Source organism: Blastococcus sp. KM273129, assembly GCF_021698995.1.
GTDB lineage: Bacteria > Actinomycetota > Actinomycetes > Mycobacteriales > Geodermatophilaceae > Blastococcus.
On record NZ_SSXB01000014.1, the window covers coordinates 24,044 to 42,755 of the forward strand.

Sequence of the window (18,712 nt, forward strand, 5' to 3'; positions counted from 1 at the left end):
CCGACGACGGTTGCCGCGTGCCGACCACCGCCCCGCCCCGCAGCCCCGCCGAGGCCCTGGCCGTCCAGCAGCAGCGGGTGGCCGGGCTGCTCGCCGCCGCTCCCGCCGCCGCGCTGCCGACCCGGCGCCTGCCGGCCGTCGAGGTCGCGCGGCTGGTCGGGTCGGGCCACTTCCCGGCCTACGCCGCCGAGCTCGCCTGGACGCCGCACCAGGTGGCGGGCCACCTGCGGGACAGCGCCCGGGTGTTCACCGCCCGCGTCGCCCGGCTGCGCACCGAGGAGGACCCGCTGCTGCCCGACTTCGACCCCACCGCCGCCGACCGGGTGGCCGGGTACGCCGCCGTGCCCCCGACCCGTCTGCTCGACGAGCTGCAGGTGGCCCAGGCCGCGCTGCTGGAGGCGGTCCGCGGCGTGCCGGAGGCCGAGCGGTCACGCACCGGCCGGCACGCCACGGACGGGGCGCTGACGCTGGGCGACGTCCTCGACTTCCTCCCCGGCCACCAGCGCGACCACGCCGAGCAGCTGGCCGCCCTGCTCCGCTGAGCGCGATGTCCCGACGGTGAGCACTGGTGCGCAGCTCGGCGCGACGGAACTGCACACCGGCGCCCGCTGTCGCCCGGCCCGCGGAAGCCCGGCGTCTCGGGGTCAGCGCGCGACGGCCGGCTCCGCGTGCGGTGCCGGCGCCGGCCCACCCGCCGCGGCCGCGCGGAGCTCGCGACGCCGGAGCACCGCGGAGGCGGTGAGGGCCAGCAGGCCGAGCACGGCGAGCCCCGCCCCCACCCAGCCCGGCGCGGTGTAGCCCAGGCCGGCGGCGATGACCAGCCCGCCCAGCCAGGCGCCGAGCGCGTTGGCGGCGTTGAGCGCCGAGTGGTTCAGCGCCGCCCCGAGCATCTGCGCCTCCCCGGCGACCTCCATGAGCCGCAGCTGGAGGCAGACCACCAGCACCGACGCGCTGGCGGCGAACAGGAAGATCGCGAGCACGATGGTGACCGGGGTGCGGGCGGCCACCGGCACCAGCGCGAGCAGCACGCCGGTGACGACGTTGGCGCCGACCAGCGAGGGGAACAGCGCGAGGTCCGCGAGCCGGCCGCCCACCGCCGTCCCGAGCACCCCGCCGATGCCGAAGGCCAGCAGGACCAGCGGGATCGCGGCGCGGGACATGCCGGTCACCTCGGTGACCAGCGGCGCGATGTAGCTGTAGACGGCGAACATCCCGCCGAAGCCGACCACGCCGACCAGCAGCGTGAGCAGCACCTGCGGGCGGCGCAGCGCCCCGAGCTCGGTGCGCACCGCGGCCTCGCGGTTGCCCGGCGCGGAGGGCACCACCCAGGCGGTCGCGGCGATGGTGAGCAGCGCGAGCACCGCGACCGCCCAGTAGGCGGTGCGCCAGCCGAACTGCTGCCCGAGCCAGGTCGCCGAGGGCACGCCGGCGACGTTCGCCAGGGCCAGGCCCAGCATCACCGAGCTCACCGCCCGCCCGCGCAGGTGCGGCGCCACCAGCGAGGCCGCCACCAGGGAGGCGACGCCGAAGTACGCCCCGTGCGGCAGCCCGGCGAGGAACCGGGAGGCCAGCAGCGACCCGTACCCCGGCGCCACCGCGGTGAGCACGTTGCCCGCGATGAAGGCGGCCATCAGCCCGAGCAGCACCGCGCGGCGGGGCAGCGTGGTGGCCAGGGCGGCGATCACCGGCGCCCCGACGACGACGCCGAGCGCGTAGGCCGAGATGAGGTGGCCGGCGGTCGGGATGGTGATGCCCACGCCCTCGGCCAGGTCCGGCAGCAGCCCCATGGTCACGAACTCGGTGGTGCCGATGGCGAACCCGCCGAGCCCGAGGGCGACGACCGCGGCGACGAGCCGGCCGGTGCGCAGGGGTGGGCGGTCGGCGAGGGGTGCAGCGGTCACGCCAGCTGCGAAGTCGTGAGCCGCCCTCAGCATTCCCGCGCCGGGCGGGTCACCGCGCCCGGCCGGCCAGCCGCAGGCGGTGCAGGTGCGCGGTGACGGCGGCCCGGCGCGGCGATCCGGCCGGCAGGACCTCGCACAGCGCGTGCCAGACCCCGGCGTCCTCCCGCAGCTCGGGCAGCTGGGCCAGGCGCAGGAGCAGGTCCGGGCGGCGGCCGGTGAGCACCGCCCGCCGGAGCAGGCCGAGCAGCCGGTCGCGGGCCTGCCGCACCCCCGGCGCCTGCGAGCCGGGCAGCACCGGCCCCGCGTAGCGCTCGAGGGCGGCGGCGAGCTCGCCGCGGGCGACGAGCCGGCGCACCTCCTCGGCGTCGGTGCGCACCCGGCCCACCAGCCGGTAGGGGCGGGATGCCAGCAGGTCGTCCCCGACCAGCCGCCGCAGCCGGGAGAGCTCGGCCCGCACGGTGACGGTGGCCGCCGCGCCGGCGTGCACCTCGGCGGCGAGCTGGGCCGCGTCGCGCCCGTGGCCGGAGACGGCGGCCTCGGCCAGCAGGAACAGCAGCTCCGAGTGGCGGACCGACAGCTCCAGCGGCCCGCCCGGGAGCGTCAGCCGCGCCCGCTCCCGGCCCAGCACCTCGAGCCGGGCCTCCGCCGGCGCCGGCCCCGCCGCCACCGGGCCGCCCGCGAGCCGCTCGCGGTGCAGCCAGCGGAGCTCGGACTCGACGGCGGCCACCGTCGCGCGGACCAGGGTGAGCACGTGCGGGCTGGCCACGTGGTCGCCGCCGGTGACGTCGATCGCGCCGAGCAGCGCGCCCGACACCGGGTCGTGCACCGGGGCGGCCGAGCAGCTCCACGGCTGCACCGCCCGGCGGAAGTGCTCGCTGCCGTAGATCTGCACGGCGGCGTCGACCGCCAGCGCCGTCCCGGGGGCGTTGGTGCCGGCGACCTCCTCGGACCACCGGGCGCCCTCGACGAAGTTCGTCGCCGCGGCCCGGCCGCGCAGCGCGCGGTCGCCCTCCACCCACAGCATCCGGCCGGCGGCGTCGCTGACCGCCACGATCATGCGGTCGGCCTCGGCGTCCTGCACGAGCAGCCGGCGGATCACCGGCAGCACCGGGGCCAGCGGGTGGGCGTCCCGGTACGCCCGCAGCTCGGCGTCGAGGAGCTCGACCGGGGGCGACCCGCCGTCGGGGTCCACACCGCTGCCCAGGGAGCGCCGCCAGGAGTCGCGCACGACCGGGCGGACCGCGTCGTCGTCCGCGGGCAGCACGCTGGCGGTGACGAGCCGCTCGTGCGCCGCGCGCAGCCGGCGGGCGCGGGCGGCGGAGGGCGGCCCGTCCGGCAGCGCCAGCCACGGGTTGACGGCGGTCGTCACCGGCCGGGCCACGGGGAGTCGCTCATCTCCCGGTCATCGTGGCCGCTGCCGGCGGTTTCCACCAGACCGGCGGCCGCGGGTCAGCGCCCGGCAGCCGCCGTCCCGTCCCCGGCCGGCAGCTGCCAGGGCCGCACGACGGTGCCCAGGACGACGAGGGCGAGCACCAGCGCCGCGACGACCACCAGGCCGACCGCCGTCGAGTCGTTGCCGAGCAGGCCCACCACGGGGGAGACGACCGCGCCCACGCCGAACTGGACCGCGCCGAGCAGGGCCGCCGCGCTGCCGGCGGCCTCGCCGTGCCGGGACAGCGCCAGCGCCGGGGCGTTGGGCAGCGCGAGGCCGCAGGCGAACAGCACCACCCAGAGCGCGCCGGTGACCGCGGGGAGCCCGCCGGTGCCCGTGGCGGCGACCCCGACCAGCGCGGCCCCGGCGAGCGCGCCGAGGACCGTGCCGGAGACGAGCAGCCGCTGCGGCGACCAGCGGCGCAGCAGCAGGGGGTTGAGCTGGGTGGCCGCGATGAGCCAGAACGCCCCGGCGCCGAAGAGCAGGCCGAACTGCTGCTCGTCCAGGCCGAACTCCTCCTGGTAGACGAAGGAGGAGCCCGCCACGTAGCTGAACAGCCCCGCCATGGTCAGGCCGGCGACGAGCACCAGCCCGACGTAGACCCGGTCGTGCAGCAGACCGCGGTAGATCCGCAGCGTGCCGCGCACCCCGTTGCTGCTCCGCCGCTCCGGCGGCAGCGTCTCGCGCAGGGTCAGCCACCCGACGACCACCATGACCAGCCCGTAGGCGGCGAGGGCGGCGAAGACGCCGCGCCAGCTGGTGAAGCGCAGCAGCTCCCCGCCGAGGGTGGGTGCCAGCACCGGCGCGGCGCCGAGCACGAGGAACAGCCGGGAGAGCATCGTCGCCGCGGCCCGGCCGTCGTAGAGGTCACGCACCACGGCGAGCGCGATGACGGCACCCGCGGCGGCGCCGACGCCCTGCAGGAAGCGCAGGGCGCCGAGCACGGCGATCGTGGGGGCGACGAGCACCAGCAGCGAGGCCAGCACGTGCAGCGCCGTCCCGGCGACGAGCGGGCGGCGCCGGCCCCAGGCGTCCGACAGCGGGCCGATGACCAGCTGGCCGACGGCCAGGCCCACGAGCGTGCCGGTGAGCGTGAGCTGCACCGTGGCCGGCGTCGTCAGCAGGTCGTCGGTGATGCTCGGCAGCGCCGGCAGGTACATGTCGATGGTCAGCGGCCCGAGGGCGACGAAGGCGCCCAGGGTCAGCGCGGTGCGCGCGGCGCCCGGCCGGTCGGGCGCGGTCGCGGCGGCGGCTGCGGGCGCGGTGCGCTGCTGGGTGGTGGTCACGGGTCCCCCGTCGATCGGTGCTGAGCGGGACCCACGCTGGTCGGACCGCAGTACGACGGCCTTCAAGGCGCCCGGGCCGCCGGGCATTCCGGCACCCCGCGGATCCCGTCAGCGCGGCGGGCGCACCGGCAGGAGCGCCCGGGCGTCGCGGGCACGCACCGCACCCGCCCACAGCCCGGCGCCGTAGGCGAGGTCGTCCAGCCGCCGGGCCACGCCGTGGCGGACCGGCCCGATCCGCCCCCGGTGCGGCCACCAGCCCACCAGCGCGTCGCCCACGGCGACGGCCAGCACCCCCCGCCGGGCCCGGCGCGAGGCGAGGGCCACCGCCGCGGCCAGCGGCCAGTGGTGCCGGGTCACCGACCGGGCCAGCGCCTGACCGGACGCCGCCAGGCCCCGCGCCACCAGGCCGGCGGCGAGCGCGGCCGGCACGGGTTCGCCGGGGCGGGCGAGCCGGCGCGCGAGGCGGGCGGTGGTCCAGCCGAGCAGGGCGAGGCCGGCGGGCCGGCCCCACCGGCCGCCCGCCACCAGCAGCGCCCACGTGGCGGCCGTCTCCGGCGCCATCACCAGCGGTGAGACGGCCGGGCCGTGCCGGGCGGCGAGCAGCGCGGCGCCGGTGCCGTAGAAGGCCCGGCGGCGCAGCCACGTGGTCGTGGGCGCCGGGTGCTCGTGGGCGACCGCGGCCGCGGGCTCGTACCGGACCCGCCAGCCCGCTGCGGTCAGCCGCCAGACGAGGTCGACGTCCTCGGCCACCCGCATCGCCTCGTCGAAGCCGTCCCCCAGGGCCGCCCGGCGCACCAGCAGCGCGGCGCTCGGCAGGTAGGGGACCGCGGACATCGGCCGCACCGGCGCCGGGTGCGGGCCCATGTCCAGCGCCCCGGCGACCGCCTCGTACGGGCTCGTCCAGCCGCGCGCCGCACCGTCCAGCGGCACGATCCGCGGGCCGGCCACGGCCACCCGCGGATCGGCCAGGTGGGGGCGCAGCAGGCCGAGCCAGCCCGGCAGCGGCACGCAGTCGGAGTCCAGGAAGGCGACGAGCTCCGTCGTCGCGACCGCCAGCCCGGTGTTGCGGGCGGCGGCCGGCCCCCGGGCACCCGGATGCCGCAGCACGCGGACGCCCGCCGGCGCGACGACCGGCACCGCCGACCCGTCGTCGACGACCACGACCGGCAGCGGAGCGGTGGCGGGGTCGGCGCGCAGCGCGGCGAGCAGCCGGGCCAGCTCCTCCGGGCGGTCCCTGACGGGGACGACGACGGTGACCCCGGCGGGCGCGGGATCCGCGGGCAGGTCGGGGTGGGCCAGGCCGGCGTCGAGCAGGCGCCCGGCGAGCGCGGCGCCGGCCGGGTCGGCGACCACCAGGCGGTCGGTGGCCAGCAGCTCCGCGGCGCGGGGGGCGAGCCGCACCAGCCGCAGCGGCGAGCCGCCGAGCAGGGTGGTGCCGCCGTCGCGGCGGCGGGTGCGCGGATCGAGCGCGACGGCGAAGCCGTCGGGGAGCCGGCCCCCGGGCGGGGCGGGGATCACCCCTCCGCCAGCACCTCGGCGGTCGTCGCGAGGGACACCAGCGGGGCGTAGCCGGCCATCACCTGCAGCGCCCGCTCGTGCTCCTCGTCGCCGGCCCCGGCGCAGGCGTCGGTGACCACGCGCACGTGCACGCCGGCGTCGGCGGCCGGCAGGACGGTGGAGACGACGCAGCAGTCGGTGGCGACGCCGGCGACCGTGATCGGTCCCTGGCCGACCAGCGCGGCCAGCTCCGGCCCCCACTTGCCGAACGTGGTGGCGTCGACCACCGGGTGCCCGCCGGGGTCCTCGACGAGCTGGTAGCAGTGCGCGTCGGGCGGCTGCAGGGCGAAGTCGTACTGCGCGTAGTACTCCTTCCACGCCCCCGCCGGCTGCGCGGGGGCCACGAAACGGGTCCACACCACCCGCTCGCCGAAGGCGGCGACCAGCCGGCGGATGCGGGGGCGGACCTCCTCGAACCGCGGGGCGGTCCAGGGCGAGTCCTCCTCGCCGAACACGTGCTGCAGGTCGACCACGACCAGCCAGCCCTCGCGGCCCGCGCTCCCGCCGTCCATGCCCCGCTCTCCTCGTGCCGTCCCGCCCGCTGCCCGCGGGCCCCGACAGTAACGATCCGGTCCCGGCCGCCGGATCGCCGGATCCCTGTGCTTAGGTCAGCCTCACCTGATCGTCGGAGGAGATCCCATGTCCGTCCGCCCCGCCCTCCGCGGCGCCGCCGCGCTCGCGGCCACCGCCCTCGTCGTCACCGGCTGCGGCGGCGGGGACGAGCCCGCCCCCGCCGGGAGCGAGGCGACCGGCGGTCCGTCGTCGTCGGCCTTCCCCGTCACGGTGGAGACCGCCTTCGGCGACGTCACGGTGGAGGAGGAGCCCACCCGCGTGGTGGCGCTGGGCTGGTCCGACGCCGAGACGGCGCTGGCCCTGGGCGTGGAGCCGGTCGGCGCCAGCGACTGGCTCGCCGTCGGCGGCGAGGACGGCCTCGGGGACTGGGTCGAGCAGGGCTACGAGGAGCCGCCGGTGCTCATCGAGACCCTCGAGCCCAGCTTCGAGGCCATCGCCGCCCTGGAGCCCGACCTGATCCTCGACACCCGCTCCTCCGGCGAGGAGAGCCGCTACGAGCTGCTGAGCCAGATCGCCCCGACCATCGGCCAGCCCGAGGGCGTGGGCCCGTACCAGACCACCTGGCAGCAGCAGCTGGAGCTGGTCGGCCAGGCGCTGGGGAGGGCCGAGGAGGCCGACGAGCTCGCCACGCAGGTCGAGGAGGCCTTCGCCGAGGCCGCCGCCGAGCACCCGGAGTTCGACGGCACCGAGGTCGCGGTCGGCGCCTACACCTCCGAGGGCTTCGGCGCCTACGTGAGCGGTGACAGCCGCGTCCGGTTCATGGAGCAGCTCGGCTTCCAGAACAAGGCCGAGATCGAGGCGCTGGCGACGGAGAACTTCTTCGTGCCGGTGAGCGAGGAGCAGCTCTCCCTGCTCGACGCCGAGCTCACCGTGGTCTTCCCGATCTTCGTGGAGGCCTCGGAGTTCACCGGCGACCCGCTGTGGCAGGCGCTGCCCGCCGTCCAGGAGGGGCGCGCCGTCGTCCTGGAGGACCTCACGGTGCTCAACGCGTTCTCCAGCGCCTCGGCCCCGGGGCTGCTCTACGCGATCGACGCGACCGTCCCGCTGTTCGCCGACGCGCTGGACTAGCCGGTCGCGTGCCCCGGTGACAGCAGCCGCCCCGCGTCGTCGACGTGCCAGGTGCCGACGGCGGCGGTGAGCCGGCCGACCAGCCCGTCGAGCAGCCGGGCCCCCTCCTCGGCGCCGGCGCCGGACGGGTCGCCCAGCACACCGGTGGGGCTCACGGCCCGCACGCCCTCGGCCCGCAGCCGCGGCAGCAGCGCGCGGATCGGCGTCGTCTCGCCGGTGACGGCGCGGTCACGCCGGACCTGCTCCGGTTCCACGTGCAACATCAGCGACGTCTCGGTGCGGCCGGCGTGCGCGTCGCCGTCCGGGAAGCCGCACGGGAACCAGGCCACGTCGCGGCCCTCGGCCCGCACCCGCGGCACCGCCGTCCGCAGCGCGTCGAGGTTGCCGCCGTGCCCGTTGACGATCAGCACGCGGCCGGCCCAGCGGCAGGCCGAGCGCCCGTACTCGACGAGCAGCCCGGTCAGCGCCTCGGTGCCCAGCGAGACCGTGCCGGGGAAGTCCTCGTGCTCGCCGCTGGCCCCGTAGGCCAGCGCGGGCGCCAGCAGTGCCCCCGGCAGCCGGTCGACGGCGCCGTCCGCGACGGCCGTGGCGACGGCGGTGTCCGTCGTGAGCGGCAGGTGCGGGCCGTGCTGCTCCACCGCGCCCAGCGGGACGACCAGCAGCGGGCGCTCGGGCAGCTCCGGCCAGGTGGCGGCGCCGAGGGAGGTCACCGCCGCACCCTAGGCGCCGGTCAGGTCGCGGGCGCCACGTGAGGCGCCGTCCCCCGCCGCTGCCCGGCAACTGTCCTCGGCAGCTCGGCGGCAGCGCGAGCCGAGCCGGCCTGCGGCCCGCCCGGGACCGCGGGCAGGATCCGGGCGTGCCCCCTCGTCGCTGCCCCTGCGGGACCGGCCTGCCCTACGCGGAGTGCTGCGGCCCGCGCCACGACGGCTCGGCGCCCGCGGCGACCGCCGAGCAGCTCATGCGCTCGCGGTACAGCGCCTTCGCCGTCGGCGACGCCGGCTACCTGCTGCGCACCTGGCACCCCGCCACCCGGCCGCCGGCGCTGGACCTCGACCCCGCGGTGCGCTGGACCGGCCTCGAGGTGCTCGCCACCGGCGGTGGCGGGCTGCTCGCCGCCCAGGGCACCGTGGAGTTCGTCGCCCGCTACCGGCACGGGGGCGCGGACGGCGAGCAGCACGAGGTCAGCCGGTTCGCACGCGAGGACGGCGCCTGGCGCTACGTCGACGGCCGCTGACGCGTGTCGCGGGTCGCCCGGCGGGGAACCGGCGGAGGCATGAGCGCAGAGGACACCCGCAAGGTCGCCGAGCTGATCAAGGGGGAGCGCTTCGGCTTCCTCACCACCACCGCCCCCGGCGGCAAGCTGACCAGCCGGCCGATGACGCTGCAGGAGGTCGAGTTCGACGGCGACCTCTGGTTCTACGCCGAGCGCGGCTCCCACCCGGTCGAGCACGTGACGGCGTCCCCGCAGGTCAACGTCGGCATCGGCTCGGGCGGCACCTGGGTGTCGCTCACCGGCCACGCCCGCGTCGTCGACGACCTGGCCAAGAAGAAGGAGCTCTGGAACGGCGGCGTCGAGGCGTGGTTCCCCGGCGGCCCGGAGGACCCCGACGTCGTCCTCATCAAGGTCGAGGGGGAGTCGGCGGAGTACTGGGACAGCCCCGGCGGCCGGCTGGCCACCGCCTTCAGCTTCGTCAAGGCCAAGGCCACGGGCGAGCGGATCGACGCCGGCGAGAACCGGAAGGTCGACCTCTAGCGCACCGGCACGCCGAGCCGGGCGCCCGCGCGCTCGGCCGGTTCCGGCCGGGCGAAGAAGTAGCCCTGGGCCGAGCCGCAGTCCATCGCGCGCAGCACCAGGCGCTGCTCGTCGGTCTCCACGCCCTCGGCGACGACGTCGAGGCCCAGGCTGCGGGCCAGCTCGACGATCGAGCTGACCAGCGTGGTGGCGGCCCCACCGGCGGCCAGGTCGTTGATGAAGCTGCGGTCGATCTTGAGGGCGTCCGCGGGCAGCCGGCGCAGGTAGGAGAGCCCGGAGAAGCCGGTGCCGAAGTCGTCGATGGCGATGCGCACGCCCAGGTCCCGCAGGCTCTCCAGCTGGCCGACCGTGCGGTCGACGTCGCGCACGAGCATCCCCTCGGTGACCTCCAGCGTGAGCTGCTCCGCCGGGAACCCGCTCTCGGCCAGGACGGCCTGCACGTCGGCGCGGACGTCGGTCTCCGCGAGCTGGCGCGGGGAGAGGTTGACCGCCATCCGCAGCGGCGCGCCGTGCTCGGCCGACCACGCGGCGCCCTGCCGGACGGCCTGCCGGAGCACCCAGCGGCCGATCTCGACGACGGCGCCGGACTCCTCGGCCAGCGGGATGAACTCGGCGGGCGGGACGGTGCCGTGCTCGGGGTGGTGCCAGCGCACCAGCGCCTCGAACCCGGTGGTGCGGCCGTCGGCGAGCGAGACGGTGGGCTGGTAGTGGACCGCGAGCTGGCCGGCGGCCACCGCGCCGGCGAGGTCCTGCTGGAGGGCCGCGCGGCGGTGCGCGGCATCCCCCATGCCGGCCGAGTAGACGACCACCCGGTTCTTCCCCTGGGACTTCGCCAGGTACATCGCCAGGTCGGCCCGGTGCAGCAGCGTCGCGGCGTCGGGCCGGTCGGCACCGGAGGCGGTGGCGATGCCGATGCTCCCGTGGACCGTGGTGGTGCCGGGGTCCAGCGGGACGGGGAGGGCGAAGGAGAGCAGCACCCGCTCGCCGACGGCGCGCGCGACGTCCTCCCCGCCGTGGACGACGACGGCGAACTCGTCCCCGCCGAGCCGCGCCACGAGGTCCTCGGGCCGGACGCAGTCGCGCAGCCGCTCGGCGACGGTCTGCAGCAGGACGTCGCCGGCTGCGTGCCCGCGGCTGTCGTTGACGTCCTTGAAGTCGTCGAGGTCGATGAAGATCACGCTGAGGGCGCCGCCGCGCTGGAGCACCCGGTGGGTGATGTCCTCGAGCAGCGTGCGGTTGGCCAGCCCGGTCAGGGGGTCGCTGAGCACCTGGTCCTCGTTGAGCCGCCAGGCGGCCAGGTGCGCAGCGCTGGCCGCCAGCACGAAGGCGGCGTGCACCGCGGCCCACAGCCACGGGTGCCCGGCGCCGTTGTGGCCGAAGACCTCGTGCGGGAACAGCGCGCCGACCAGCCCGTGGTGGGCGCCGACGACGACGAGCGCCAGGCCGTAGGGGACCCAGTCCTGGTACAGCGAGACGACGCCGACCATCACGAAGAAGGCGAAGTGCGACTCGGTGACGCCACCCCACAGGTGCACCAGCGCGACGCAGGCGGCCAGCAGGCTCCCGGTCGTGGCGGCGGTCCGCGCCCGCCGGCCGGCCGCGGGCAGGAGCTCGACGACGAGCGGCCCGGCGACGGCGAGCAGGACGGCCACCGCGGCCGGCTGACCGTGCCCCCACAGCCAGGCCAGCAGCACCAGCGCGCCCGCGACCGCCAGGCACAGCCGGACGATCGCGCGGTGCCGCCGCTGCCACACCGCCTCCGGGAGGAGCCGGCCCTGGGGCAGGACCCGGAGCAGCCGGGCGCGCAGTGCGGTGATCACCTCGCCGGCATCGGCACGGCCCGCCCGGCGCTGGAGCGGCCGGGCGGGCTTCCCCCTCCGAGGGGGTGGGCTCAGCGCAGGTCCAGCCCCGCCAGCGGTGACTCGTCGCAGGCCCGGGCGGGCGGTGCGGGGAGCGCCGGCATGCCCAGCAGGGTGGGCTGGCCGCGCACCGGGCCGGTGTGCGAGTGGTCCAGGTGGCTGCGCGGCTTCACCGTGGCGGCGTCGCGCGCGGCCAGCGCCGTCTCGCCGTACCCCTGCACGCACTCGGGGTCCGGGCCGTCCAGCGGCAGGCCGGTGAAGAACTTGGCCGCCATGCAACCGCCGCGGCAGGCGTCGAAGTGGGCGCACTTGGTGCAGGCGCCGCCGGTCTGCGGGCTGCGCAGGTCGGCGAAGAGCTCCGAGGACTGCCACACCCGCTGGAAGCCGCCCTCGTCGCGCACGTTGCCGGCGAGGAAGTTCTCGTGGATGGCGAACGGGCAGGCGTAGACGTCGCCCACCGGGTCGATCAGGCACACCACCCGGCCGGCGCCGCACAGGTTGAGCCCCGGCAGCGCCTCACCGAACGCCGAGAGGTGGAAGAAGGAGTCGCCGGTGAGTACCTGCTCCCCGTTGGCGAGCAGCCACGAGTACAGCTCGCGCTGCTGGTCTTGGGTGGGGTGCAGCTGGTCCCAGACGTCGGCCCCGCGCCCGGACGGGCGCAGCCGGGTGATCCGCAGCTGGGCGCCGTAGCGGTCGGTGAGCGCCTTGAACGCGTCGAGCTGCCCGGCGTTCTCCCGGGTGACGACGACGGAGACCTTGAAGTCCTTCATCCCGGCCTCGGCCAGGTTCTCCAGCGCCCGGACCGCCGTGGCGAAGGAGCCGGTGCCGCGGACCCGGTCGTTGACCTCGGCGGTCGCGCCGTCCAGGGAGATCTGCACGTCGACGTAGTCGGTGGCGGCGAGCTGGGCGGCACGGGCCTTGTCCAGCTTGACGCCGTTGGTGGAGAACTTGACGCCGACGTCGTGGCCGATCGCGTAGTCCAGCAGGTGCCAGAAGTCCGGCCGGACGGTCGGCTCGCCGCCGCCGACGTTGACGTAGAAGACCTGCATCCGCTGCAGCTCGTCGATGACCGCCTCGGCCTCGGCGGTCGAGAGCTCGCGCGGGTCCCGCCGTCCGGAGGAGGACAGGCAGTGCACGCAGGCCAGGTTGCAGGCGTAGGTGAGCTCCCAGGTCAGGCAGATCGGCGCGTCCAGCCCGTACTCGAACTGGTCGACCAGGCGCCCGCCGGTGGGGCGATCGGGGCGGGCGGGCAGGACGGCGGTCATGCGGTACGCCTTTCGATCATCTGCGAGCGGGCGAGGTCGGCCAGCGCCTTCACGTAGGCGCCGCGCTGCGCGCCGGGCACGCCGCACGCGACGAGCGCCGCCTCGGCGCTGGGGTGGCCGGCCAGCGCCTCGACCACCGCCACCAGCTGCTTCGACTTCAGGAAGGACAGCTTGCGGTTGCCGAAGTGGTAGACCAGCGCGCCGAACGGCTCCGGCCGCAGCGCGACCGAGCGGGCCTTCTGCCAGGGCAGCGCCGGGTCGAAGTCGACCGTCACGGAGGGCCCGGCCGGAGCGGTCACCGGGGGCGGCTCAGTAGACGCCGCACATGCCGTCGATGGAGACCTCCTCGACGAGCGACTCCTCGACGAGGGCCTCCTCGGTCGCGGGGGCCTCGGGGGCCCGGAACTCGGCGGCGGGGACGTCGGTCGGGGTGGTCTCGGGCATGTCGGCCTCCGTGAACGCGGTCACATGGACGAGCCGGACGTTAGTGACACCCGGTGCCAGGGGCAACAGCGGGTCGCCCACGCCCCGTGGACGGGCACAATGCCCGCGTGGCGGGGACGAGGACGGCGGCCGAGGCCGGCCCCGACGGGCGCGCCCGGGTGGAGCGCGCCGCGCTCGACCTGTTCGCCACCCGCGGGTTCGAGCAGGTGACCAGCGACGAGGTCGCCGACTCCGCGGGCATCAGCCGCCGGACGTTCTTCCGCTACTTCCCGACCAAGGCCGACGCCGTCTGGGGCGACTTCGCCGGCCACGTCGCCCGGCTCGAGCGGCTGCTCGCCGTCGCCGACCCGGCGCAGCCGGTGCTCACCTCGGTCTGCGCCGCCTACGTCGAGGTGAACGACTACCCGGACGCCGAGCTGCCGCTGCTGCGGGAGCGCATGCGGCTGATCCTCACCGAACCGGCCCTCCTCGCGCACAGCCAGCTGCGCTTCGCCGAGGTCGACCGGGTGGTCGCCCGGCACGTCGCGACCCGGACCGGCGGCGAGCCGACCGGGCTGCTGCCCCGGCTGGTCGCGGCGAGCACCCGCGCCGCCGCCACCACGGCGTTCGAGGCCTGGCTCGCCCAGGCCGGCTCACCCCTCACCCGGCACCTGCACCTGGCGTTCGACGAGATGGCGGCGGGGTTCCCCAGCCTCCGCGGCTGACCCGGCCGGCGACCCGGTGTGGCCGCCGTCTCATCCGCGGCGCTAGCCTGGCACTCAGTGCCACCGGCCGCCGCGCCGGCCCACCGCCCGGTCGACCGGGCCGGACGAAGGAGAGCCCCATGGCCAGCGCGTGGTTCGAGTCGGTCGCCGAGGCCCAGCGCCGCGCCAGGCGCCGGCTGCCCAAGGGCGTCTACGGCGCGCTGGTCGCCGGCTCCGAGCGCGGGCTGACCCTCGAGGACAACCTCGCCGCCTTCGCCGAGCTCGGCTTCTCCCCGCACACCGCCGGGCTGGCCAACGAGCGCAACACGGCGGTCACCGTCATGGGCCAGCCGGTGTCCATGCCGGTGCTGATCAGCCCGACCGGCGTGCAGGCCGTCCACCCGGACGGCGAGGTCGCGGTGGCCCGGGCCGCCGCCGCCCGCGGGGTGGCGATGGGGCTCTCCTCGTTCGCCAGCAAGCCGATCGAGGAGGTCACGGCGGCCAACCCGCAGACCTTCTTCCAGGTGTACTGGGTGGGCACCCGCGAGGAGATGCTCGCCCGCATGGAGCGGGCGCGGAAGGCCGGCGCGGTCGGGCTGATCGCCACGCTGGACTGGTCGTTCGCCTACGGCCGCGACTGGGGCAGCCCGTTCATCCCGGAGAAGATCGACCTCGAGGCGGTGCGCCGGTACGCGCCGCAGGTAGCCCTCAAGCCGCGCTGGCTGCTCGACTTCGCCCGCACCCGCAAGCTGCCCGACCTGACCGTGCCCAACATGGTGGCCACGCCGGGCGACCCGGCGCCGACCTTCTTCGGCGCGTACGGCATGTGGCAGCAGTCGCCGATGCCCACCTGGGAGGACGTCGCCTGGCTGCGCGAGCAGTGGGACGGCCCGTTCATGCTCAAGGGCGTCATGCGGGTCGACGACGCCAAGCGCGCCGTCGACGCCGGCGTCACCGCCATCTCGGTCTCCAACCACGGCGGCAACAACCTCGACGGGACGCCGGCCTCGGTGCGCGCCCTGCCCGCGGTGGCCGAGGCGGTGGGCGACCAGATCGAGGTGCTGCTCGACGGCGGCATCCGCCGCGGCGGCGACGTCGCCAAGGCCCTGGCGCTGGGCGCGAAGGCGGTCATGATCGGCCGCGCCTACCTGTGGGGGCTCGCGGCCAACGGCCAGGCCGGCGTGGAGAACGTGCTCGACCTGCTCCGCGACGGGCTGGGCTCGGCGATGGTCGGCCTGGGCCGGTCCGACGTCTCGGAGCTGCGCCGTGACGACCTCGTCGTCCCGCCGGGCTTCGAGCGGGCCCTGGGCGACACCGCGGTGGAGAACGCGCTGCTGGCCACCTCGCCCGCCCGCCGGCGGCGCGAGGCCTGATCCCCGGGGAAGTCGGGGCCACGCCCGAGGGCGGCCTGCCAGGATGACCGGCGTGAGCGAGCCGGTACGGTCCCAGGACCTCCGCATCTCCGACGCCGAGCGCGCGGCCGTCGCGGCGGGGCTGCAGCGCGCCCACGACGCCGGCCAGCTCGACCTCGCGGAGTTCGACGAGCGGGTCCGGGCCGCGTGGGGAGCGCGCACCCGCGGCGAGCTGGCCCGGGTGACCGCCGACCTGCCGGCGCTGCCGCCGCCACCCGGCCCGCGCCGGGTGTTCCGCGACGACGCCGCCGGCACCGCGATGAAGGTCCTCACCACCGTCTGGCTCTGCCTGAGCCTGGTGAACCTCGCGGTCTGGGGCATCCTCGAGCTCACCGTGGGCGGGGTCCACCCGTGGTGGCTCTACGTGGCCGTGCCGCCGGGCGCCGTGCTGGGTGCGCTCCACGCGATCGGCACCGGCCGGCCGGACCGCGGCTGAGACCGGTGGCGGCCGGGCTCAGCGGCCGAGCAGGCCGCCCAGCCCTCCCCCACCGCCGAGCTTCTTGACCAGGTCCATCGGGTCGATGCCGAACTTCTGCAGCAGACCGGCGTCGCGGTCGGTGTCCACCTGGCCGGGCAGCTCCTGGTCGGCCTGCTGGGCCTTGCCGTCCTCGCCCTGGGAGCGCAGCAGCTGCAGGATCTGGTCCTTGTCGATGTTCATGACCGGCGAGGTACCCCTGGGCCGCCGCTCACACCCGCACGGAACGGACGATGCGGTCGGGGCGGACCCGCACCAGCGCGGCGTCCCCGAGCCAGCGTCGGAGCGTGCCGGTCGGGTCCTCGATCGGGACGGCGGTCCCGTCGGGGCGCCGGATGCGCAGGTCCGCGGTGATCTCGACGTAGCCGTCGCCGAGGACGTCGTCCAGCCGGCGGACGGTTCCGTCGACGACCACCTCGGGCTGCGGGAGGAGCGTCCCGGCCAGCCGACGGCCGGCCCGGCCCCGGCGCGCCACCAGCGGGCCGCGGCGCAGCGGCGGCGTGCGGCTGTCCGTGGCCAGCCGGGCGACGGCGGGGATGCGGCGGACGGCGGCCAGCACCACCCGCCGCAGCACCGCGCCGCCGCGCCCGCCGCCGGTCATCAACCGACCGAGCAGCAGCGCCACCCGGATCAGCTCCCGCGCGTGCGGTTCGCGCTCGGCGCGGTAGGTGTCCAGCAGCGCGTCCGGCGCCTCCCCGCGGAGGACGGCGGCGAGCTTCCAGGCCAGCTGGTGGACGTCGCGCAGCCCGAGCCCCAGCCCCTGGCCGACGAACGGCGGGGTCAGGTGGGCGGCGTCGCCGGCCAGCAGCACCCGCCCGTCCCGCCAGCGGTCGGCGACCTGCGCCCGGAACGTGTACTCGGCCGCCCGCAGCACCCGGACGTCGGCGGCGCCCGCGACCGGCGCCAGCAGGGCGGCCAGCCGCTCGGGGGAGGAGAGCTCCTCCGCGGTCTCCCCCGGCGCCAGCCGGAACTCCCAGCGGTAGCGGTCGCCGGTGACCGGCATGAAGGTGGCCGCCCGGCGCGGGTCGCACACCTGGTGCACCCCGGGCCAGACCGGGAGCGGCGCCCGCGCCCGCACGTCGACGACCAGCCACCGGTCGGCGGGGGCGAGGTCGACCATCCGGGCGCCGATCAGCTCCCGGACCGTGCTGTTGGCGCCGTCGCAGCCCAGCACGGCCGCGGCCCGGACGGACCGTTCCACCCCCGTCGCCCGCTCGGCCAGCCGCACGGTGACACCCCCGCGGTCCTGCGCCAGGCCGGTCACCTCGCAGCCGCGGTGCACCTCGATGCCGGGCTCCGCCGCCGCGGCCGTGGCCAGCACCTCCTCCAGGTCGGGCTGGTGGACGAAGGAGCCCTGCGGCCAGCCGTGGGCACCGACGTCGGGGGCCCGGCGGAACTCGGCGAGCACGCGGTGCGCCCCGTCCAGGAGCCGCAGCCCGGCCATCGGCCGGCAGCGCGCGGCGACCTCGTCGGCCACGCCCGCCGCCTGCAGCGCCCGGAACACCTCGTCGTCGAGGTGGACCGCCCGCGGCAGCGGGTACGGCGCGGCGTGCCGCTCGAGGACGACCACCGCCAGGCCGCGGCGGGCCAGCAGCAGCGCCGCGGTCAGGCCCACCGGGCCGGCGCCCACCACGACCACCGGCCCGCCCGTCACGGCGCCAGTCTGGCCGACGCGGCCCCGCAGAGGTGCAGCACGTTGCACGCGGCACCGGGTGCCTTGACGCGGCGGCCTGCGGCTCAGCACCCTGTGACGCACTGCACACGCCGCTCCGACGTGTGCGCGGGCCACCCGCGACGACGCGGGTCGACGGAAGGAAATGCCGGGTGAAGACCAAGGGCGCGATCCTGTGGGGTGTGGGCGAGGAGTGGTCGATCGAGGAGATCGAGCTCGGTGATCCGCGGGAGGGCGAGGTCCAGGTCCAGCTCGCCGCCTCGGGGCTGTGCCACAGCGACGAGCACCTCGTCACCGGCGGCACCCCGGTGGCGTCCTACCCGGTCATCGGCGGCCACGAGGGCTCGGGCGTCGTCACCAAGGTCGGCCCCGGCGTCACCGGGCTGCAGGAGGGCGACCACGTCGTCACCGCCTTCATCCCCGCGTGCGGCACCTGCCCGCCCTGCTCGCGCGGGCAGCAGAACCTCTGCGACCTCGGGGCCAACCTGCTGGCCGGCACGTCGATCTCCGACGGCAGCTACCGGGTCCAGGCCCGCGGCAAGGACGTCATCCCGATGTGCCTGCTCGGCACGTTCTCCCCGTACATGACGGTGCACCAGGCCTCGGTCGTGAAGATCGAGCCGGACATCCCGCTCGAGGTCGCCGCCCTCGTCGGCTGCGGCGTCACCACCGGCTGGGGCTCGGCCACCAAGGTCGCCGACGTCCGGCCGGGCGAGAACGTCGTCGTCATGGGCGTCGGCGGCGTCGGGATGAACGCCGTCCAGGGCGCGGCCGCGGCCGGCGCGAAGCGGGTCATGGTCATCGAGCCGGTGGCGCAGAAGCGCGAGTGGGCCATGCAGATGGGCGCCACCCACGCCTTCGCGAGCATCGAGGAGGCCACCCCGGCGATCAACGAGCTGACCTGGGGCCGCATGGCGGAGAAGACGATCATCACCGTCGGCGACATCCAGGGCGAGGACATCGCCGCCGCGCTGAGCGTCACGGGCAAGGGCGGCCGCGCCGTCGTCACCGGCATGGGCAACGCCGCCAACGTCGACGTCAAGCTCAGCCTGTTCGAGCTCACGCTGCTGCAGAAGGACCTGCAGGGCGCGATCTTCGGCGGCCTCGCCCCGCGCAACGCCATCCCGGAGCTGCTCTCGCTCTACCAGGAGGGCCAGCTCAAGCTCGACGAGCTTGTGACCACGAAGTACAAGCTCGAGGACATCAACCAGGGCTACCAGGACATGCGCGACGGCAAGAACATCCGCGGGATGATCGTCTACGGCGACGCCGACCGCTGAACCCGCGGCAGTCGGTCTCCGCCCGCTCCTGGTGGGCAGGGACCGACTGCCG

At 76.6% G+C, this 18,712-nt stretch carries 20 protein-coding genes; 8 read left to right on the plus strand and 12 right to left on the minus strand.

From position 1 onward, the window contains the following. Positions 1 to 17: 17 nt before the first annotated feature. Positions 18 to 542: a DinB family protein gene (locus E9565_RS06190; RefSeq protein ID WP_236825412.1), complete on the plus strand. Its 525-nt coding sequence runs from the start codon at positions 18 to 20 to the stop codon at positions 540 to 542. Between the two features lie 102 nt (positions 543 to 644). On the opposite strand, the gene E9565_RS06195 is transcribed toward E9565_RS06190, so the two are convergent. From E9565_RS06195 to E9565_RS06215, 5 genes are all read right to left on the minus strand, one after another. After that, positions 645 to 1,901 (minus strand): MFS transporter, encoded by a 1,257-nt coding sequence (locus E9565_RS06195; protein WP_236825413.1) that lies wholly within the window; start codon positions 1,899 to 1,901, stop codon positions 645 to 647. 49 nt (positions 1,902 to 1,950) lie between these two features. Further along, the gene (locus E9565_RS06200; protein ID WP_236834333.1) at positions 1,951 to 3,282 is read right to left on the minus strand and encodes a GAF domain-containing protein; all 1,332 of its coding nucleotides are present in this window, start codon (positions 3,280 to 3,282) and stop codon (positions 1,951 to 1,953) included. A gap of 68 nt (positions 3,283 to 3,350) precedes the next feature. Further along, positions 3,351 to 4,619: a multidrug effflux MFS transporter gene (locus E9565_RS06205; RefSeq protein WP_236834334.1), complete on the minus strand. Its 1,269-nt coding sequence runs from the start codon at positions 4,617 to 4,619 to the stop codon at positions 3,351 to 3,353. A gap of 108 nt (positions 4,620 to 4,727) precedes the next feature. Beyond that, positions 4,728 to 6,137, minus strand: coding sequence for a mycofactocin biosynthesis glycosyltransferase MftF (mftF, locus tag E9565_RS06210; RefSeq protein ID WP_236834335.1), 1,410 nt, complete (start codon positions 6,135 to 6,137; stop codon positions 4,728 to 4,730). Continuing rightward, positions 6,134 to 6,688: a cysteine hydrolase family protein gene (locus E9565_RS06215; RefSeq protein ID WP_236825417.1), complete on the minus strand. Its 555-nt coding sequence runs from the start codon at positions 6,686 to 6,688 to the stop codon at positions 6,134 to 6,136. Before E9565_RS06215 ends, mftF begins: the two co-directional genes overlap by 4 nt. 127 nt (positions 6,689 to 6,815) lie before the next feature. On the opposite strand from E9565_RS06215, the gene E9565_RS06220 reads away from it, so the two are divergent. After that, entirely contained in the window at positions 6,816 to 7,817 is a 1,002-nt protein-coding gene (locus E9565_RS06220; RefSeq protein WP_236825418.1) for an iron-siderophore ABC transporter substrate-binding protein, read from the plus strand. Here the strand turns inward: E9565_RS06220 and mftE are convergent. Further along, entirely contained in the window at positions 7,814 to 8,527 is a 714-nt protein-coding gene (gene mftE / locus E9565_RS06225) for a mycofactocin biosynthesis peptidyl-dipeptidase MftE (RefSeq protein WP_236825419.1), read from the minus strand. The genes E9565_RS06220 and mftE overlap by 4 nt on opposite strands. Before the next feature lie 146 nt (positions 8,528 to 8,673). On the opposite strand from mftE, the gene E9565_RS06230 reads away from it, so the two are divergent. Together E9565_RS06230 and E9565_RS06235 are read left to right on the plus strand one after the other, a co-directional pair. Then, on the plus strand, positions 8,674 to 9,051 hold the full coding sequence (locus E9565_RS06230) for a YchJ family metal-binding protein (protein ID WP_236825420.1): 378 nt from the start codon (positions 8,674 to 8,676) through the stop codon (positions 9,049 to 9,051). A 39-nt stretch (positions 9,052 to 9,090) separates the two neighbouring features. Beyond that, entirely contained in the window at positions 9,091 to 9,570 is a 480-nt protein-coding gene (locus tag E9565_RS06235) for a pyridoxamine 5'-phosphate oxidase family protein (protein WP_236825421.1), read from the plus strand. Here the strand turns inward: E9565_RS06235 and E9565_RS06240 are convergent. The 4 genes from E9565_RS06240 to mftA form a co-directional block, all read right to left on the minus strand. Continuing rightward, entirely contained in the window at positions 9,567 to 11,390 is a 1,824-nt protein-coding gene (locus E9565_RS06240; RefSeq protein WP_236834336.1) for a bifunctional diguanylate cyclase/phosphodiesterase, read from the minus strand. The two genes, E9565_RS06235 and E9565_RS06240, sit on opposite strands and share 4 nt — an antisense overlap. A 71-nt stretch (positions 11,391 to 11,461) precedes the next feature. Continuing rightward, positions 11,462 to 12,694 (minus strand): mycofactocin radical SAM maturase, encoded by a 1,233-nt coding sequence (gene mftC / locus E9565_RS06245; RefSeq protein ID WP_236825423.1) that lies wholly within the window; start codon positions 12,692 to 12,694, stop codon positions 11,462 to 11,464. Next, positions 12,691 to 12,993, minus strand: a complete 303-nt coding sequence (gene mftB, locus E9565_RS06250) for a mycofactocin biosynthesis chaperone MftB (RefSeq protein ID WP_236825424.1) — start codon at positions 12,991 to 12,993, stop codon at positions 12,691 to 12,693. The genes mftC and mftB overlap by 4 nt, the downstream gene beginning before the upstream one ends. A gap of 10 nt (positions 12,994 to 13,003) precedes the next feature. Continuing rightward, positions 13,004 to 13,138 (minus strand): mycofactocin precursor MftA, encoded by a 135-nt coding sequence (gene mftA, locus E9565_RS06255; RefSeq protein ID WP_236825425.1) that lies wholly within the window; start codon positions 13,136 to 13,138, stop codon positions 13,004 to 13,006. Positions 13,139 to 13,245: 107 nt separating this feature from the next. Between mftA and E9565_RS06260 the strand changes: the two genes are divergently transcribed. The 3 genes from E9565_RS06260 to E9565_RS06270 all read left to right on the plus strand — a co-directional run bounded on the left by E9565_RS06260 (position 13,246) and on the right by E9565_RS06270 (position 15,669). After that, positions 13,246 to 13,842, plus strand: a complete 597-nt coding sequence (locus tag E9565_RS06260; RefSeq protein ID WP_236825426.1) for a TetR family transcriptional regulator — start codon at positions 13,246 to 13,248, stop codon at positions 13,840 to 13,842. A 119-nt stretch (positions 13,843 to 13,961) separates the two neighbouring features. Continuing rightward, the gene (gene mftD / locus E9565_RS06265) at positions 13,962 to 15,194 is read left to right on the plus strand and encodes a pre-mycofactocin synthase MftD (RefSeq protein WP_236825427.1); all 1,233 of its coding nucleotides are present in this window, start codon (positions 13,962 to 13,964) and stop codon (positions 15,192 to 15,194) included. A gap of 52 nt (positions 15,195 to 15,246) precedes the next feature. Further along, positions 15,247 to 15,669 (plus strand): DUF1707 domain-containing protein, encoded by a 423-nt coding sequence (locus E9565_RS06270; protein ID WP_236834337.1) that lies wholly within the window; start codon positions 15,247 to 15,249, stop codon positions 15,667 to 15,669. Positions 15,670 to 15,687: 18 nt separating this feature from the next. Here E9565_RS06270 and E9565_RS06275 read toward each other — a convergent pair whose 3' ends face one another. Both E9565_RS06275 and E9565_RS06280 read right to left on the minus strand, forming a co-directional pair. After that, positions 15,688 to 15,891, minus strand: a complete 204-nt coding sequence (locus E9565_RS06275) for a hypothetical protein (RefSeq protein WP_236825430.1) — start codon at positions 15,889 to 15,891, stop codon at positions 15,688 to 15,690. Positions 15,892 to 15,919: 28 nt separating this feature from the next. Beyond that, positions 15,920 to 17,362 (minus strand): bifunctional 3-(3-hydroxy-phenyl)propionate/3-hydroxycinnamic acid hydroxylase, encoded by a 1,443-nt coding sequence (locus E9565_RS06280; RefSeq protein ID WP_236834338.1) that lies wholly within the window; start codon positions 17,360 to 17,362, stop codon positions 15,920 to 15,922. 170 nt (positions 17,363 to 17,532) lie between these two features. Between E9565_RS06280 and E9565_RS06285 the strand changes: the two genes are divergently transcribed. Further along, positions 17,533 to 18,660 (plus strand): NDMA-dependent alcohol dehydrogenase, encoded by a 1,128-nt coding sequence (locus E9565_RS06285; RefSeq protein WP_236825432.1) that lies wholly within the window; start codon positions 17,533 to 17,535, stop codon positions 18,658 to 18,660. The last annotated feature ends 52 nt before the right edge of the window (positions 18,661 to 18,712 follow it).